This is a genomic window from Terrabacter sp. MAHUQ-38, from assembly GCF_014518425.1.
GTDB lineage: Bacteria > Actinomycetota > Actinomycetes > Actinomycetales > Dermatophilaceae > Terrabacter.
In genome coordinates this window covers 436,902-453,762 of the sequence record NZ_JACVCU010000003.1, presented here as the reverse complement: position 1 = coordinate 453,762, position 16,861 = coordinate 436,902, and the positions used below count along the sequence as shown (strand labels likewise).

Below are 16,861 nucleotides of genomic sequence, written 5' to 3'. Positions count from 1 at the left end.
CGGGCAGCCCCGGCGACGGCGGGCCTGCCGATCTGGCAGGCTCGCTCCATGCGCAGTCTCACCCTGGTCGAAGCCCGCGAGCGATCCTCGCTGATCACCGTCATGTCGTATGCCGTCGAGCTCGACCTCGACCAAGGCGCCGAGGTCTTCGGCTCGCACACGACCGTCCGCTTCACGTGCGCCGAGCCCGGCGCCGGATCGTGGGTCGACCTCAAGGCGCGCTCCGTCGAGGCGGCCTCGCTCAACGGCGAGCCGCTGGACCCGGCCGACGTCGTCGACGGGCGCCTGCCGCTCACCGGCCTGCGCGCCGACAACGAGCTCGTCGTCGCCGCCACCATGGCCTACAGCCACGACGGCCAGGGCCTGCACCGCGCCACCGACCCCGCCGACGACCGCGACTACGTCTACGGCCACCTGTTCCTCGACGCCGCGCCCAGCGTCTACGCCTGCTTCGACCAGCCCGACCTCAAGGCGCCCTACGACGTCACGGTCCGGGCGCCGATCGACTGGGTCGTGCTCGGCAACGGCGCCGCGACGCAGAACGGACCCGGCCGGTGGAGCCTCGCCACGACGAGGCCGCTCGCGACGTACTTCATGACGGTGTGCGCCGGACCCTACGTCTCCGTGCGCGACGAGCACGACGGCATACCCCTGGGCCTCCACGCGCGGGCGTCGCTGCGTGAGCCGCTCGAGCGGCACGCGTCCGAGCTCTTCGACGTGACGAAGCGGTCGTTCGACTACTTCCACGGGCTGTTCGACATCCGCTACCCGTTCGGCGAGTACCACCAGGTCTTCGTGCCCGAGTTCAACGCCGGCGCGATGGAGAACCCCGGCTGCGTGACCTTCCGCGACCAGTACCTCTTCCGCGGTGCGGCCACCCGTGACGAGCTCCTCGGCCGCGCCAACACCGTCTCGCACGAGATGTCGCACATGTGGTTCGGCGACATCGTGACGATGAAGTGGTGGGACGACCTGTGGCTCAACGAGTCTTTCGCCGAGTACATGTCGCACCGCTGCCTCGTCGACGCGACCGACTACACCGACGCCTGGGTCGACTCCTCGATCGTCCGCAAGGTGTGGGGCTACGGTGCCGAGCGCTCGCCCTCGACCCACCCGGTCGCCGGCGTCGAGGCGCTCGACGCCCAGAGCGCCCTGCAGAACTTCGACGGCATCTCCTACGCGAAGGGTGCGGCCACGCTGCGCCAGCTCATCGCGTACGTCGGTGACGAACCCTTCATCGGAGGTGTGCGCGCCTACCTGACCGACAAGTCCTACGGCAACGGGACGCTCGCCGACTTCCTCGCCGCCATCGAGGCCGCGAGCGGCAAGGATCTCGAGACGTGGTCGCGCGCCTGGCTGCTCACGGCCGACCGTGACACGATCTCGGTCGACGTCGAGGAGCAGGGCGGCGTCATCGAGTCGGCGGTCGCGCGGCGCGAGTCGCCCGCCGACCGGCCCGCAGACCGGCCGCACGCGTTCGACGTCGCTGGCTGGACCGACGGTCGCGAGCTGGGCCGGGTCACGACGACCATCACCGGCCCCGAGACGAGGCTCGCCGAGCTGGAGGGCACGCCCGAGCCGGCGCTCCTGCTGCCCAACGCGTCCGACCTGACCTGGGCTCGCGTACGTCTGTCCGACTCCACCGTGGCGGCGCTGCCGACCCAGCTCGCGCAGGTCCCCGACGACCAGGCGCGCGCCGTCGTGTGGTCGGCACTCATCGACGGCGTGCACGGCGCCACCGTCTCACCCGGCGCCTTCCTCGAGGTCTTCGACGCGGCCTGGCCCGTCGAGACGAGCTCGTCGATCCTGACCCGGATCTCCGCGTACGCCGAGCACCGGATCGTGCCGTGGTTCGTACCGCGGGGGGCGCAGGACGCGGCACTCGCCCGGCTCAGCGTCGCCGGCACCGGGCTGCTCGAGCGGTCGACGCCAGGCACGACCGAGTCGCTCGCGGCCGCCCGCCTCGTCGCCGGCACGAGCGCCGACGCGACCCTGCTGCGTGCCTGGGCCGATGGCGAGGGCCTGCCGGCGGGACTCGAGGACGACGGCGACTTCCGCTGGATCGTCGTGCGCAACCTCGCTTCACGTGGGCTCATCGGGATGCCCGAGATCGACGCCTTCCACGCCAAGGACGACACGCTGCAGGGCAGCCTCAACGCGCTCATGTGCCGGGCGTGCCTGCCCGACGCGGACGTCAAGGCGTGGGCGTGGACCGAGCTGACAGGGCAGAAGGGGCGCTCCAACTACGAGATGGTCCATCTCGCGCGGGGTTTCTGGACGGCGCCCGACGACGACCTCGTCGTCGACTACGTGCCGCGCTACTTCACCGACGTGCCCGCCATGTCGGACTGGGTGGGCGAGGACGCCCTGTCCCGGGTCGTGCTCGTCGCGTTCCCGCGGGTCTTCACCGACGAGACGGCTCGCCTCAGCGCCGCGGCCATCGCTCGTGACGACCTCACGCCCGCCGTGCACCGCTCACTGGTTGATGCCGACGCGGAGCTGCGTGAGGCCCTCGCGTCGCGCGCGACGTTCGGCGCGGCGGTGTGACGCGCGTGGCCACCCCGAGCCGGGAAGACCTGCCCGAGGTGGTGCGCACCGTGTGCGACGCGCACGCCGCCCTGCTCGACGAACGCCTCCCGGGTCTGCTCGAGGGGCTGTACCTGCACGGCTCGGTGGGCTTCGACGGCGAGTTCCACGGCGGAAGCGACATCGACTTCGTCGCGGTCACCAGCCGGCGCCCCGACGACGGCGAGGTCGACGTGCTCCGGCAGGTGCACGCCGAGCTGGACAAGCGCCGGCCCGAGCCGGCATACGACGGCTTCTACGTCGTCGCGGACGACCTCGCGGGCAGCCCCGACGTCGTGCCGGACGTGCCGGGCGTGCTGCACCAGTGGTTCGACGTGGGCACGCACTGCGACGTCAAGCACATCACGTGGCGGGAGCTTCGCGACCACGGGATCACGGTGCGGGGCAAGGCTCTTCGTGACCTGGTGATCTGGAGCGACGACGCTGCGCTCCACGCCTCGACGCGCGAGAACCTCGACACCTACTGGCGCTCACAGCTCGAGGCGATGCACCACCACCCGCGCGAGGCGTCCCTGCCGCAGGCTGCCGAATGGGGCGCGCTCGGGGCGCCGCGCCTCGTCCACCTGCTCCTCACCGGCACGCCGACGTCGAAGTCCGGCGCCGGCCGCTGGGCCCTCGACGCGTACGCGCACCACCGTGAGGTCGTCGAGGAGGCCCTGCGGGTGCGCGAGCGTCCCGACGACCCGTCGACGTATGCCGCCGACCCCGACCGGCGCCGTCGTGACCTCATCGCCTTCATGGGCGAGGTCATCGCCGACGGCGTCGCCATGACGACCGCTCCGCAGCGACGGACGCCACGTCCCGGGTGATCTAGATCGCCGGCTCGGGACGTCAGACTGGCGCCCAGGCGTCGACGAGCTCACGGAAGACAGCCGCGGCACGGCGCCGCCGCGAGCCGGCTGGCGCGGAGTCGCCGTCGTAGCGGTCGCGTGCGTCAGCCAGCTGCTCCTCGACCCATCGGACGACGACGGGGTCCACGCTGCCGGTCCCGAGCTCCCGGGTCACGGCCTTCGCCTCGACCATCCGGTCGACGGCCTCGCGCAGCGCGTGGGGTGGTGGCGCCTGCTGGAACAGCTCGGTGAGGTTCATGGGCGGGGTCGCAGACCCGTGCACCCTCATCCAGTGCAGGGCCGCGGCTGGGCGTAGCGCGTAGAAGACCCGCTTGAGCACGACGTCGTGCCCGCGACCGGCTCCGCTGCGCTGCCACTGCCCCTCCCCGACATGGAGGTAGTGCCGTCCCACGCGGTGGAGGTCGACGAGGGCGTCGCAGGCGTCGAGGAGGGCGTCGCGGAAGGCCACGTCGCCGTCGTAGACCAACGGCGAACGCAGCCACTCGCCGACCGTCGCGTTGCCGTTCTCCGCGAGGCGGACCGCCTTCACCAGGTCCCAGCCGTTGACGTCCAACACGGCGTCGAGCGGCGTCTCGATGACGTCTCGTGGCGGCCACGGGTCGAGGTAGGCGTCGCGGGACCGGACGAAGAAGAACCGGCAGTCGTAGTCGCTGTCGGGAGAGGGAAACCCCCAGGCGCGGCTGCCGCTCTCGATCGCCCACGGGATGCGGACCGCGTGCTCGTCGCGGGCACGCGCGAGTCGCGCGTCGATCTGCGCCACGACCTCCGGGTCCATGTCGGGGGCGAGCTGGCGCACGTTCCCGTCCCTTCTGGTCAGCGGTCGTAGGCGGTGGTGTGGCGCGGCTCGTAGAGCTGGATGTCGTCCGCACCGGGGATAGCCATCATCACGACGAGACCGTACCCGTGGTCGGCCGGTTCGGTCGTGAAGCGCCCCCCGCGCGAGGCCAGCTCGTCCATCGTGGCCTGCAGGTCGTCGCACATGAGCGACATCGCGTGGTGGCGCGGAGCACTCCAGGACGAGCCCTCGGGACCGCGCGTCGGGTGGACGCCCACCTCGCTCGGGCCCGTCCCGAATATGAGCCACGCGTCCGCACCTGCAGCGTCGTCGTCGGTCGAGCCGGCATCGCTGACGTAGGGCCACTGGAGGACGTCGCGGAAGAACGCGCGTGTCGCTGCTGCGTCGTCGGAGTAGACGAGGTTGTGAACTGCGGTGATCATGACCCGGACGCTACGCCGGAACCGCGGCACACGGCATACGACACGGGGAGTGCCGGCGCCTGTGCGTCGAGTCGCCTGGTGAGTCACACGATGACTCAGTGCACAGCGCCAGGCATGCCACCCCGGAGGTGGCCGGTCACCATTGGCTGGGCTCGTAGTCCTTGACGAAGCAGCCGTAGAGGTCCTCGCCGGCCTCGCCGAGGACGATCGGGTCGTAGACGCGGGCCGCGCCGTCCACGAGGTCCAGGGGCGCGTGCCAGCCCTCGGCGGCGATCCGCAGCTTCTCGTCATGCGGTCGCTCGTCGGTGATCCAACCCGTGTCGACAGCCGTCATGAGGATGCGGTCGGTCTCGAACATCTCGCCGGCGCTCGTGCGGGTCAGCATGTTGAGGGCGGCCTTTGCCATGTTCGTGTGCGGGTGGCCGGCGCCCTTGTAGCGCCGTGAGAACTGGCCCTCCATGGCGGACACGTTGACGACGTACGCCCGTCGGGCGCCGGCCGCGACCGCCGCTCGCATCGCCGGGCGCAGCCTCGAGACGAGGATGAACGGCGCAGTCGAGTTGCACAGCTGCACCTCGAGCATCTCGAGGGGGTCGACCTCCTCGACCTTCTGGGTCCACGAGTTGGTGCGCTGGAGGTCGGGCAGCAGGCCGCCGGCGTCGACGGCAGTGCCGTCCCGGTGCGCCTCGAGACTGGCGTGGCCGGCCGTGAGCGCGAGGGCCGTCATCGAGGCGGCGGTCTGCGCGGCGATGGCGTGCTCGACCGACTCGCCGTCGTGGTGGACGATCGCGTGCCGCTCGAGCGCGCCGGCGATCGAGGCCGGGTGTGCCTCGCTGATCCGGTCGAAGGTCACCATCTCGGGCAGCGTGAGGCCGTCGGGCAGCGGGGCCGACTCGAGCTCGACGAGGTTGCTGTAGGCGCCGGGGGAGCGGCGCACGGTCTGCGCGGCGTTGTTGATGAGGATGTCGAGCGGGCCGGCCGCCGACACCTCGTCGGCGAGGGCGACGACCTGGGTCGGGTCGCGCAGGTCGATGCCGACGACCTTGAGCCGGTGGATCCAGTCGGCGGAGTCCTCCATCGACGCGAAGCGGCGCATCGCGTCCTTCGGGAAGCGCGTCGTGATCGTCGTGTGCGCCCCGTCGCGCAGCAGTCGCAGGGCGATGTACATCCCGATCTTGGCGCGACCGCCGGTGAGCAGGGCGCGCCTGCCGGTGAGGTCGGTGCGCTGATCGCGCTTGGCGTGCGACCGGGCGGCGCAGTCCGGGCAGAGCCAGTGGTAGAAGGCGTCGACCAGCGTGTAGTCGGTCTTGCAGATGTAGCAGCCGCGCGGGTTGATGAGCTCGCCGGCGAAAGCGCCGGCAGCATTGGAGACCAAAGGGATTCCCTTGGTCTCGTCGTCGATGCGCATCGGCGATCCGGTCGCCGTCGACTCGATGACCTGCCGGTCCGCCTTGCGCTCGGCCCACGTCTTCGCGTTGCGACGGTCCTTCTTGAGCCGCTTGTACATCAGCGACGCGGCACGCTTCAGGGTCTCGAAGTCGGGGTCGTCGAGGTCGAGCGAGGGCGCGAGTGCCAGTACGCGAACGGCGGTCGCGACGTCCTCGGGGTCGAGGCGCACGACGGCGTCGGGGTCCAGCTCGTTCTCGGTCAGGCTCACCGCGCAAGGGTACGCGGGGTCGGCCGCAGGTCCCCAATCGTCGCCGGAGTCGTTCCCACGTGGGCACGCGGTCAGGATGTGGCCTCGCCCGGGGTCACGTGGGGGCGGTGCACACCCTCCCGTGACCCCGGCGCGAGGATCGGGGACCGGTCAGCTCGCGCTGTCCGGCTTGACGGCGAGCGTCACGGAAACGTCCTGGCGCGAGCCGCTGCGGATGATCGTCAAGGTGGTCTTGTCGCCTGCCTTCATCTCGCGGATCTGGGCGACGAGCGCGGTGGCCGAGTCGACCCGCTGGCCGTCGACGGCGATGATGACGTCGCCGTTCCTGAGACCGGCGTTCGCCGCCGGGGTGCCGCTGCTCACCGAGGCGACCTGCGCCCCGGCGCGCTTGGCGCTGCCGTCGGTGACGACCGTGTCGCGGGTGCTGACCCCGAGGAACGCGTGCTCTGCCTTGCCGCTCTTGATCAGCTGATCGGCGATCGACCTGGCTTCCTTGACCGGGATGGCGAAGCCGATGCCGATGTTGCCGCTCTGGCTGCCTGCCCCCTGGCCGAGCGAGGCGATCGAGCTGTTGATGCCGATGAGCTCGCCCTTGTTGTTGACGAGGGCGCCGCCCGAGTTGCCGGGGTTGATCGCGGCTGACGTCTGGATCGCGTTGGTGACGACCTCGTCGCCGGACTGCTGCTGCTGGCCGAACGGCGACTCGTTGGACGTGCCGGTGCTGACGGGGCGGTTGAGCGCAGAGATGATGCCGGTGGTGACGGTGCCCGAGAGCCCGAGCGGGTTTCCGACCGCCATGACCGGGTCGCCGACCTTGAGCGCCTCGGAGTCGCCGAGGCTGATCGGCGTCAGGTCGCTCGGCGCGTTCGCGAGCTTGATGACGGCGAGGTCGGTCGACGGGTCGGTGCCGACGACGGTCGCGTCGTACGTGCGCCCGTCGCTCAGCGTCACGGTGATCGACCCGTTGCCCCCTGCGCCCTCGACGACGTGGTTGTTGGTCAGGACGTGCCCGTTGCGGTCGAAGATGACGCCGGAGCCGGCACCCGAACCCTGCTGCGTCGTGACGTCGATGCTGACGACGCTCGGAGCGACCGCCGCGGCCACGGCGGACCAGTCGGGGCTGGACGCGTTGCCCTGCACGACCGTCGGGGAGCTGTTCTGGTTCGGGTTCGTCGTCGCCGTCGCGGCGGGTGTCGTCGACGTGGCGGCGCTCGGCCCGCCGAGCTGCGTGGCGGCATACGTGCCTCCGCTCGCGAGGACCGCGGCGAGGAGGGCGGTGCCGACGGTCTGCCCGAAGCGACGGTCGCGCTTCGGCTCGGGGCGGCTGCCCTCACCGAGCGGAGGCGTCGGCGGTGCCGGCGGAGCAGGTGGAGCGGACTGGCCGTAGTAGCCGCCCTGCGGGATCTGCTGGGTGTGGTCCTCGGGTGCCAGGGTCATGGCTCCTCCTCGATCTGGGCTGTTGACTCCATGACACCGACCCAGCTTGGGACTCCGTTGTGGCGTTCCTAAGAATCCGCTGTGCCTTGCCGCGAGGTGCCTGGACGAGCTCCGCCGGAGCCTTCCGAGCCACGGAGCGGCGGCTGCACCGGCAGCTCGACGACAACCGTCGCGCCGCCGCCCGCGGTCTCCTCGACGCGTACGCGGCCGCCATGCGCGCCGACGATGGCGTGGACGATGGCGAGTCCCAAGCCGTTGCCGCCGCCCTTGCCGCGGCTGCGCGACCAGTCGGCGCGGTAGAAGCGCTCGAAGACCTCGAGGCGGTCTTCCTTCGGTATGCCGTGCCCGTGGTCGCACACGTGCAACGCCACGTGGTCCTGGTCCCCTCGGCCGACGAGGATCTCGATCGAGGTTCCGTCGGGCGTGTGGACGCGCGCGTTGGTCACGAGGTTGGTGACGACCTGGCGCAGCTGCCGCTCGTCGGCCTGCAGCTCGGTCGGTTCGATGGGCCCGTTGATGCCGGTCGTGACGATGTGGCGCCCGGGCGCGATGGTGCGAGCGTCCTGCGCGGCGTCGGCGGCGAGCACGGCGAGGTCGACGGTCTGCAGCTCGAGCGGTCGTTCGCCGTCGAGGCGGGCGAGGGTGAGCAGGTCCTCGACGAGGCCGCTCATCCGGTGCGCCTCCGACTCGATGCGCCCCATGGCGCCGGTCACCGCGTCGGCCGTCGGGAGGGCGCCCTGGCGGTAGAGCTCGGCGTAGCCGCCGACGGCCGCGAGGGGGGTGCGCAGCTCGTGCGAGGCGTCCGCGATGAAGCGGCGCATCTTGGCCTCGTTGGCCTCGCGCACCGCGAAGCTCTGCTCGATGCGGGCCAGCATGGAGTTGAGCGAGCGAGAGAGCGAGGCGACCTCGTCGTCGGTGTCGGGCACGTCCACGCGCTGGGTCAGGTCGCCGACGGCGATCTTCGCCGCGGTGTCCTCGATGCGGGTCAGCGGCCGGAAGGTGCGGCGCACGAGATACCAGCCGAGGGCCCCACTGACGACGATGGCGATCGCGCCGATGAGCGCGGCGTAGAGGAGGAACTGGGTGACCGTGGCCTCGAGCGGTCGCAGCGGCAGCGCGACGACGACGATGGCACTGCCCTCGTCGTTGAGCCGGGCGAGCGCCAGCCACTGTCCCTCACCGCCCTGGGAGGAGACGTCGAACGTGGTGTGGTTCGTGACCCGCGGGTCCGACAGCGGCAGATTCGGGATCGCGGCGCGGTCAGCCTCGAAGGCGGCGTCGCCGAGCGACTCGACCCTGCCCGTCGTCAGGTCGATGATTCGCGCCGTGAAGTTGGTCGGCAGGCTCGAGCCGGCCCGCTGGAGCTCCGAGAGCTGGACTGCGGCGAGGCTCGACGCATAGACGTCGAGCTCCTGCTCCGTCTGGTTGACGAGGTAGACCCGAAGGAGCGCGCTCACCACGAGCGAGGTGGCCGCGAGGGCGACGGCGATGAGCCCCAACGTCACGGCGAGAAGGCGCCAGCGCAGCGGCGTCGTGCGCAGCCGCCGCGTGAGGGATCGCGTGCGGGCGGTTCGGTTGGTCCCCGGAGCGCCGGCCGCCGAGGCGGTCAGGTCAGCCATCCGGTCAGGACGTGGTCAGATCTGGGGGCACCCGCAGAACGTAACCCACACCGCGCTTGGTGTGGATGAGCGAGGGCCCGTCTGCGTCGATCTTGCGTCGCAGGTAGGAGATGTAGGACTCGACGATGCCGGACTCGCCCCGGAAGTCGTAGTCCCAGACGTGGTCGAGGATCTGCAGCTTGGACAGGACCCGGTTGGGGTTGAGCAGCAGGTAGCGCAGCAGCTTGAACTCCGTGGGGGACAGGTCGATGATGCGCCCTCCGCGGCGCACCTCGTGGGAGTCCTCGTTGAGCTCGAGGTCGTGGAAGCGCAGCGTCGCGCCGTCGTCGACCTGGCCCCGGGTGCGGCGCAGCACGGCCCGGATGCGCGCGATGACCTCCTCGAGGCTGAAGGGCTTCGTCACGTAGTCGTCGCCGCCGACCGTGAGGCCCTGGATCTTGTCGCCCGTCGCGTCGCGGGCGGTGACGAAGACGATCGGCTGCTGGCGCCCGCGGTCTCGCAGACGGCGCGTGACCTCGAACCCGTCGACGTCGGGGAGCATCACGTCGAGGACGACGAGGTCGGGGTCGGACTCCTCTGCCATGGCCAGGGCTGTCGTGCCGTCGCCGGCGGTCTCGACCTCGAATCCGGCGAAGCGCAGGGACGTCGCGAGCAGCTCGCGGATGTTCGGCTCGTCCTCGACGACGAGCAGGCGGGCCTCGGGAGTCGCGGCGGTCTGGGTGTCCACCATCACAGTGTCGGCGCGCTGGCTGGGAGTTGGCTGGGAGTCCGCTCGGACTTGGCGCCAAGAACTCCGAAGGCTGTCGCAAAACGGACAAAAGGGGCACACTGGAGGTGATCGGGGCGAGGACGAGGACGACGACCACGGGCGGCGACGGGGCCGCCCAACGACGCTGGTCACCGCGATCGGGGCGGACCCGGCGACGACGAGGACGACTGCCCACCGTCGCGCCGGCCGCGGGTCACCCGGTCGTGCGTCCTCCGGCTCCGTCGCCGACCCTGTGGCGCGACGGAGCCGCGAAGGGCCCTGCCCCACCCGGGCAGGGCCCTTCGTCGAGCCGGTCCTCCGTCGCACCCGCCCTGGGTGTGAGGGTCAGCGCTTGCGCGCCTTCTCGAGGGCCTTCTTGAAGTCCTTCTTGCACATCGACGCGCAGTCCTGCTTGCACAGTCGGTGGATCACCACGGCGCACTTCTGGCACCGCGGGTTCTTCTTGCAGCACTTGGACTTCGGCTTGAGCTTCGCCACGTCCTTGGCCTTGAGCTTGCCCACAGGTAAAGCGTAGATAGGTAAGGCTTGCCTTGCCTCATCAGTCGCGGATTGAGACAGGTGATGCCAGCCACAGGCTGGGGGCGCGTGGTCCCTAGAGGTCGTCGGCGTCGACGATCCGGTACGCGTAACCCTGCTCCGCGAGGAAGCGTTGCCGGTGTGCTGCGAAGTCCGCGTCGACCGTGTCGCGGCTGACGATCGTGTAGAAGTGCGCCGTGCGCCCGTCTCCCTTGGGCCGCAGCACCCGGCCGAGCCGCTGCGCCTCCTCCTGACGCGACCCGAACGTGCCGCTGATCTGGATGGCGACGCTCGCCTCCGGCAGGTCGATGGAGAAGTTGGCGACCTTGCTGACGACGAGCGTGCTGATCTCGCCGGTGCGGAACGCGTCGTAGAGTCGTTGGCGCTCCTTGACCGTCGTCTCGCCGGTGATGACGTCCGAGCCGAGCAGCTCGGCCACCTCGTGGAGCTGGTCGAGGTACTGACCGATCACCAGCGTCGGCTCCCCCGTATGCCGTGCGGCGAGCTTCTCGATCACGGGCAGCTTCGCATCGGAGCACGACGCGAGGCGGTAGCGCTCGTCCGGCTCGCTCACGGCATACGCCATGCGTTGGCCGTCGGGGAGGCTGACCCGCACCTCGACACAGTCGGCGGGCGCGATGTAGCCCTGGGCCTCGATGTCCTTCCACGGCGCGTCGAAGCGCTTGGGGCCGATAAGGCTGAAGACGTCGGCCTCGCGGCCGTCCTCGCGCACGAGGGTCGCGGTGAGGCCGAGCCGGCGGCGGGCCTGGAGGTCGGCCGTCATCCGGAAGATCGGCGCGGGCAGCAGGTGAACCTCGTCGTAGACGATGAGGCCCCAGTCACGGGCGTCGAGCAGGTCCAGGTGCGCGTACGCGCCCTTCCGCTTCGTCGTCAGGACCTGGTAGGTCGCGATGGTGACGGGCCGGATCTCCTTGCGCGCGCCGGAGTACTCGCCGATCTCGTCCTCGGTGAGCGTGGTGCGGCGCAGCAGCTCGTCCTTCCACTGCCGCGCACTGACCGTGTTGGTGACGAGGATGAGGGTCGTCGCCTGGGCGGCTGCCATCGCGCCCGCGCCGACGAGCGTCTTGCCCGCGCCGCAGGGGAGCACGACGACGCCGGAGCCGCCGTGCCAGAAGCCGTCAACGGCGTGCTGCTGGTAGGGCCGCAGGTGCCAGCCGTCCTGCTGCAGGCCGATCGGGTGGGCCTCGCCGTCGACGTAGCCCGCGAGGTCCTCGGCGGGCCAGCCCACCTTGAGCAGCTCCTGCTTGAGCGTGCCGCGCTCGCTCGGGTGGACGGCGACGGCCAGGTCGTCGAGGCGTTCGCCGGTCAACGGCTTGATCTTCTTGTGCCGCAGGACCTCCTCGAGCACGGGGCGGTCCGTCGTACGCAGCACGAGCCGGGTGCCCTCGGGCGAGTCCGCGAAGCCCTCCTTCTCGAGGGTGAGGCGGCCGTACCGGTCCATCGTGTCGGCCACGTCGACGAGCAGCGCGTGCGGGACGGCATACCGGCTGAATGTCATGAGGGCGTCGACGACCTGCTCTGCGTCGTGACCCGCGGCGCGCGCGTTCCACAGGCCGAGGGGGGTGATCCGGTAGGTGTGGACGTGCTCCGGTGCGCGCTCGAGCTCGGCGAAGGGTGCGATCGCCCGACGGGCCTGCTCGGCGCGCGGGTGCTCGACCTCGAGCAGGAGGGTCTTGTCGCTCTGGACGATCAGGGGTCCGTCATTCATCGACTCGTCCAACCCCGTGGGCGCCGCACGTGTTCCCGCCCGCCGCGAGCGCCCCGACCGCGACACACCGGGCAGTCGGCGACCCACCGGCTCCCGGCGCCGGTGTCTTGCGGGTTGCCCGGTGTGTTGCGGGGCATGAGGGGCGCGACGTCACGCCTGACAGTATGGGCGAATGCGATCCCCACAGGTCGAGGCGGCGACGGGGCTGCCCCCGAAGGTGACCATCTACGAGGTCGGTCCCCGCGACGGTCTCCAGAACGAGAAGACCGTGGTGCCGGCCGCGACGAAGGTCGAGTTCGTCCGTCGGCTCGAGGCGGCGGGGCTCGGCACCATCGAGACGACCTCGTTCGTGCCGGCGAGATGGGTGCCGCAGATGGGCGACGCCGAGGAGGTGCTCGGCGCCCTCGGCGAGTCCGGTCGCGGCCGGCGCCGGCCCGCTCTCGTGCCCAACGAGCGCGGCCTCGACCGCGCCGAGGAGCTCGGCCTGCAGGCCATCGCGATCTTCGGGTCGGCCACCGAGACCTTCGCCCAGAAGAACCTCAACCGGTCGGTCGCCGAGCAGTACGCCATGTTCGAGCCGGTCGTGAAGCGCGCGCTGGCCGACGGCATGTGGGTCCGCGCCTACGTCTCGATGTGCTTCGGCGACCCGTGGGAGGGCCCCGTACCGATCGGGCAGGTCGTCGACACCGCGGAGCGGCTCATGGACCTCGGCTGCCACGAGCTGAGCCTCGGCGACACGATCGGCGTGGGCACGACCGGCCACGTGCACCGGCTCCTCGATGCGCTCGGCGCGCGTGGCATCGGCACCGACCGGGTCGCCGTGCACTTCCACGACACCTACGGCCAGGCGCTCGCCAACACGATGGCGGCGCTGCGTGACGGCGTCTCCGTCGTCGACGCGTCGGCGGGTGGCCTCGGCGGCTGCCCCTACGCGAAGTCGGCCACCGGAAACCTCGCCACCGAGGACCTCGTCTGGGCGCTGCACGGTGCCGGTGTCGAGACCGGCGTCGATCTCGACGCGCTCGTCGAGACGTCGGTCTGGATGGCGGGTCAGCTCGGTCGGCCGAGCCCGTCGAACGTCGTGCGCGCCCTCGCCGGTCCCTGACCGTCGAAAGGTCAGCTCTCGAGGGTGGCACCGGTGATGCGGTGGACCGAGAAGCTCTTCTCGTGCCCCGACTCGTCGGTGGCACGCACCCGGCCACCCTCGACCCGCTGCGGGTGGATGAGGTGGCGCGTCGTCGCGCCGTGGCCGTCGGAGTAGCCGATCCAGACCCCGTGCCGGTCGGCCACGGCGTCGCGAAGCAGCGAGAGGGTGACGATCGGGTCCATGGCCTGGATGCGAGGCCCCGGCCGCGCCTCGTCGGCCGCTCGGCGCTGGTCGGCCGTCGCCTCACCCGCGCGCAGTCCGTCGACCAGGGCCTGCGTGAGCGCGCGGTCGACCGGCGACACCGTCGGACCGGCGCTGCGGCGGCGTGACCCCGCCCGGCGGCGTGGCGTCTCCGAATGCACGACGGCACCGTCGAGCCCCTCGTGGACCGGCGCGAACCCGTTGTCCCGCAAGAGGTCCACGAGCACACGAGGATCCGCCGACGACACGAGGACGGTCGGCGCGAGACGGCGCAGACGCAGCGGCGCGAGGTCTCGTGAGGCGATCATCGTGTCGAGCACCGACGCGTCGTCGGAGCGGATGTAGGCGGCCGCGCCACCGATCCGGGTCTGCCCGTGCTTGCGGGCGACGTCGGAGACGAGGTACTCGAGGGGCTGCGGCACCGGGGTTCGGCTCGACCGGCGCACCGTCTCTGTCACGTCGGCCGCGGTCCATCCTGCGTCGAGCGCCCGGCGGACCGACTCGGGCGTGAACCGGTAGACGGTGGCGCCCCCGCGCGACTCGACATCGGCGGCGAGACGCATGAACGACCCCAGGCCACCGACGAGCGGCCCGGGGGCGACTGCCGTGAGGTCGGCCTGCACGAGGATGTGGTCGACCGGGGAGGGCAGGTGCGGTGACATCGCGCCCGCCACCCGGTCGACCGGCGGAGCGGCGGTCTCGTCCGGGGTCGAGGGCGTGCCGGCGCCGAGGAGGGCGCGGCCGGCCCCCGACAGGGCGGCGCGTCCGGTGACACCGAGCCACTCGGCCTCGCGCAGGACCGCGTCCACGGCCTCGTCGAGGAGCGACGCCGCACGGTTGGGTCGACGCCACGCGAGCCGCTCGCGCAGCGAGTCCGGCGCCGGAGCGCCGCCCGGCTCGAGCGACGCGAGCTCGCGCAGCACCTCGCGACGGATGGCGCGGATCGCGGGCCACTGGACGTCGGGACCGAGCGCGTTGGCCGGACCCGCGCCGGTGCTGCGCCGGCCGACGAGGTGCGGTGCGCGCGTCGAGCCCAGCCAGGCGAGCGCCAGAGTGGCCCAGCGGTGGCCGGCCTCCCTCGAGCTCCAGTCGTCGATCTCCGACGTGGGAGCCCACACGGGCACGACCTCCCCGTCGTCGGCGACGAGCCCGGCGGCATACGCCAGCTCCACCACGAATGCCGTGTGGTCCGGGTCGAGGTCGAGCGCCGTCTGGGTGGCGCGCAGGTCGCGCACGGCCACGCCGCCGGCGCGCAGCACCCGCGGCGGCTCGGCGCCCCACATGGCGGCGAGCTCGTCGACATGGGTGAGGCACTCGCTCGCGGCGCCACCTGCGGCAGCGTCGACCAGCGACACCTGCCGCGACTCGATCGGCGGTGGGGTCAGCTCGGTCGTCCGGTGCAGCCGGCCGTCGCGGAGCAGGAGACCCACCTCGCGCGGGAGGGCCACGCGGTCGGTCGAGACCGGGACGAGGAGGTGGTGCTCGATGAGCCAGCGTGCCGTCGTGCGCCCGGCGCTCGCGGTCGGCAGCACGCCCAGGGCGGGGCCCCACGTCATGCGCTCGAGCATGGCGCGGGAGTCGTCGGGAGCCGCCGCGATCGTCGCCGCGATGTGCGCGGGGTCGGCCTCCTCGGGCCGGGCAGACGGCCGCAGCTCACGCATCGGCGCCCCCAGGCCGGCAACCGCGGTGCCGAGCACCTCGGGGACGGTGCGCACGACGTGGTCGCCGTCGGCGCCGCGCCACACGAGCGCCGAGCGCCAGAGGTCCTGCACGAGCCCGTCGACGGTCTGTGCGTCGTCGGTGCCCAGCAGCCGGAGCAGCGAGTCGCGGTCGGCGGCGTCACCCGCGACGACGACCGCCTCGAGCACCTGCAGGTGGCCGCGGTCGAGTGCCTCGACGGCTCGCTGCACGCTCGCACGGGTGCCGGCCCGCGCCGCGAGGCTGGTGAGGTCGGCCGGAGCCGGGCGTGCGAGGTCGGGGCGCGCGAGCACGAGGTCGATGAGCTCGGCATCGCTGCGACCGCGGATGTCGTCGGCGAGGCTCCGGCTCTGGGTGGCCATCCTCCCAACCTACTGGCCTGGAGCCGGCCTTCCGCGCCGGAGAGCCGCGGGCTGCGCCTCGCGCGGCGCCGCCGCCCGCTAGCGTTGCCCCCATGAGCGCGCTCTCGCCCGCGTCACCTGCCGAGTCGTCGGCGTTCCCCACCGGCCAGCAGTGGACCATCGAGCACGGGCCCTTCGAGGCCACCGTCGTCGAGGTCGGCGGCGGACTGCGCACCCTGACGCGTGACGGGGTCGACCTCGTCGCCGGCTACGACGCCGACGAGCCGTGTGCGTCGGGACGCGGCCAGCAGCTGATGCCCTGGCCCAACCGCATCCGCGACGGCCGCTACACGTTCGAGGGCACCGAGCACCAGCTGTCGGTCACCGAGGTCGCCCGCGGCAACGCCAGCCACGGGCTGGTGCGCTGGGCCCTGTGGGAGCTCGTCGAGCTGGAGGACGACATGGTGACGGTCGGCTACCGACTGCACCCCCAGCCGGGCTGGGACCACTTCCTCGACCTGCGCACCACCTACGTCCTCGACGACTCCGGACTCATCGTCACGACGGCGGCCCGCAACGTCGGACCCGCGTCGGCGCCCTTCGGCTACGGTGCCCACCCGTACCTCGCCATCGGCGACAGCCTGCTGCCGGACGTCGAGCTGAGCATCCCGGCCGAGTCGTGGCTCGAGGTCGACGAGCGTCTCCTGCCGTACGCCACCCATCCGGTCGAGGGCACGGACCTCGACTTCCGCGAGGCGCGCCGCGTCGGCGACGCGCGGCTCGACACGGCGTTCACCGACGTCGTGCGAGACGACGACGGCATGTGGCGCTGCACCGTCTCTGCGGCCGACCGGACGACGAGCCTCTGGGCCGACGCCGCCTTTCCGTGGCTGCAGGTCTTCACCGCCATCGCCGAGGACCGCAAGGGTGAGGTCGGCATCGCGGTCGAGCCGATGTCGTGTCCCGCCGACGCCTTCAACTCGGGAGACGGCCTGGTCGTGCTGGACCCGGGCGAGGAGTGGACGGGCACCTGGGGCATCTCGCCGGCCTGACGGCCCGAAATCCGGTTTGCTCCGAGCCGTTAGGCTGGAG

At 71.8% G+C, this 16,861-nt stretch carries 13 protein-coding genes; 4 read left to right on the top strand and 9 right to left on the bottom strand.

Features of this window, described 5'->3' with window-relative positions; all coding sequences use genetic code 11:
* Window positions 1–48 precede the first annotated feature (48 nt).
* Complete coding sequence (gene pepN / locus H9I49_RS13110; protein ID WP_188030812.1) at window positions 49–2,547, top strand: aminopeptidase N; 2,499 nt, start codon at window positions 49–51, stop codon at window positions 2,545–2,547.
* 5 nt (window positions 2,548–2,552) lie between these two features.
* Window positions 2,553–3,395 (top strand): nucleotidyltransferase domain-containing protein, encoded by an 843-nt coding sequence (locus tag H9I49_RS13105; RefSeq protein WP_188030811.1) that lies wholly within the window; start codon window positions 2,553–2,555, stop codon window positions 3,393–3,395.
* Between the two features lie 22 nt (window positions 3,396–3,417).
* On the opposite strand, the gene H9I49_RS13100 is transcribed toward H9I49_RS13105, so the two are convergent.
* The 8 genes from H9I49_RS13100 to H9I49_RS13065 all read right to left on the bottom strand — a co-directional run bounded on the left by H9I49_RS13100 (window position 3,418) and on the right by H9I49_RS13065 (window position 12,382).
* Window positions 3,418–4,233 carry a DNA polymerase beta superfamily protein gene (locus H9I49_RS13100; protein ID WP_370587562.1) on the bottom strand — a complete coding sequence of 272 codons (816 nt, stop codon included), beginning with the start codon at window positions 4,231–4,233 and terminating at the stop codon, window positions 3,418–3,420.
* 17 nt (window positions 4,234–4,250) lie between these two features.
* Window positions 4,251–4,655 (bottom strand): VOC family protein, encoded by a 405-nt coding sequence (locus tag H9I49_RS13095; protein ID WP_188030810.1) that lies wholly within the window; start codon window positions 4,653–4,655, stop codon window positions 4,251–4,253.
* A 136-nt stretch (window positions 4,656–4,791) separates the two neighbouring features.
* The gene (locus tag H9I49_RS13090) at window positions 4,792–6,312 is read right to left on the bottom strand and encodes an SDR family NAD(P)-dependent oxidoreductase (RefSeq protein WP_188030809.1); all 1,521 of its coding nucleotides are present in this window, start codon (window positions 6,310–6,312) and stop codon (window positions 4,792–4,794) included.
* A 150-nt stretch (window positions 6,313–6,462) separates the two neighbouring features.
* Entirely contained in the window at window positions 6,463–7,749 is a 1,287-nt protein-coding gene (locus tag H9I49_RS13085) for a S1C family serine protease (protein ID WP_188030808.1), read from the bottom strand.
* 68 nt (window positions 7,750–7,817) lie between these two features.
* A complete protein-coding gene (locus H9I49_RS13080; RefSeq protein ID WP_188030807.1) occupies window positions 7,818–9,368 on the bottom strand; it encodes a HAMP domain-containing sensor histidine kinase in 1,551 nt (516 codons plus the stop codon).
* A gap of 4 nt (window positions 9,369–9,372) precedes the next feature.
* Window positions 9,373–10,095 carry a response regulator transcription factor gene (locus H9I49_RS13075; RefSeq protein WP_370587561.1) on the bottom strand — a complete coding sequence of 241 codons (723 nt, stop codon included), beginning with the start codon at window positions 10,093–10,095 and terminating at the stop codon, window positions 9,373–9,375.
* Window positions 10,096–10,461: 366 nt separating this feature from the next.
* Window positions 10,462–10,638 (bottom strand): hypothetical protein, encoded by a 177-nt coding sequence (locus H9I49_RS13070; RefSeq protein ID WP_188030805.1) that lies wholly within the window; start codon window positions 10,636–10,638, stop codon window positions 10,462–10,464.
* A gap of 91 nt (window positions 10,639–10,729) precedes the next feature.
* Window positions 10,730–12,382 carry a DNA repair helicase XPB gene (locus tag H9I49_RS13065; RefSeq protein WP_188030804.1) on the bottom strand — a complete coding sequence of 551 codons (1,653 nt, stop codon included), beginning with the start codon at window positions 12,380–12,382 and terminating at the stop codon, window positions 10,730–10,732.
* Between the two features lie 172 nt (window positions 12,383–12,554).
* Between H9I49_RS13065 and H9I49_RS13060 the strand changes: the two genes are divergently transcribed.
* Window positions 12,555–13,487 carry a hydroxymethylglutaryl-CoA lyase gene (locus H9I49_RS13060; protein ID WP_188030803.1) on the top strand — a complete coding sequence of 311 codons (933 nt, stop codon included), beginning with the start codon at window positions 12,555–12,557 and terminating at the stop codon, window positions 13,485–13,487.
* An 11-nt stretch (window positions 13,488–13,498) separates the two neighbouring features.
* Here the strand turns inward: H9I49_RS13060 and H9I49_RS13055 are convergent, their stop codons facing one another.
* Window positions 13,499–15,790, bottom strand: coding sequence for a helicase-associated domain-containing protein (locus H9I49_RS13055; protein WP_188030802.1), 2,292 nt, complete (start codon window positions 15,788–15,790; stop codon window positions 13,499–13,501).
* A gap of 92 nt (window positions 15,791–15,882) precedes the next feature.
* Here H9I49_RS13055 and H9I49_RS13050 point away from each other — a divergent pair, with 92 nt between their 5' ends.
* Window positions 15,883–16,821, top strand: coding sequence for an aldose 1-epimerase family protein (locus H9I49_RS13050; protein WP_188030801.1), 939 nt, complete (start codon window positions 15,883–15,885; stop codon window positions 16,819–16,821).
* Window positions 16,822–16,861: the final 40 nt, after the last annotated feature.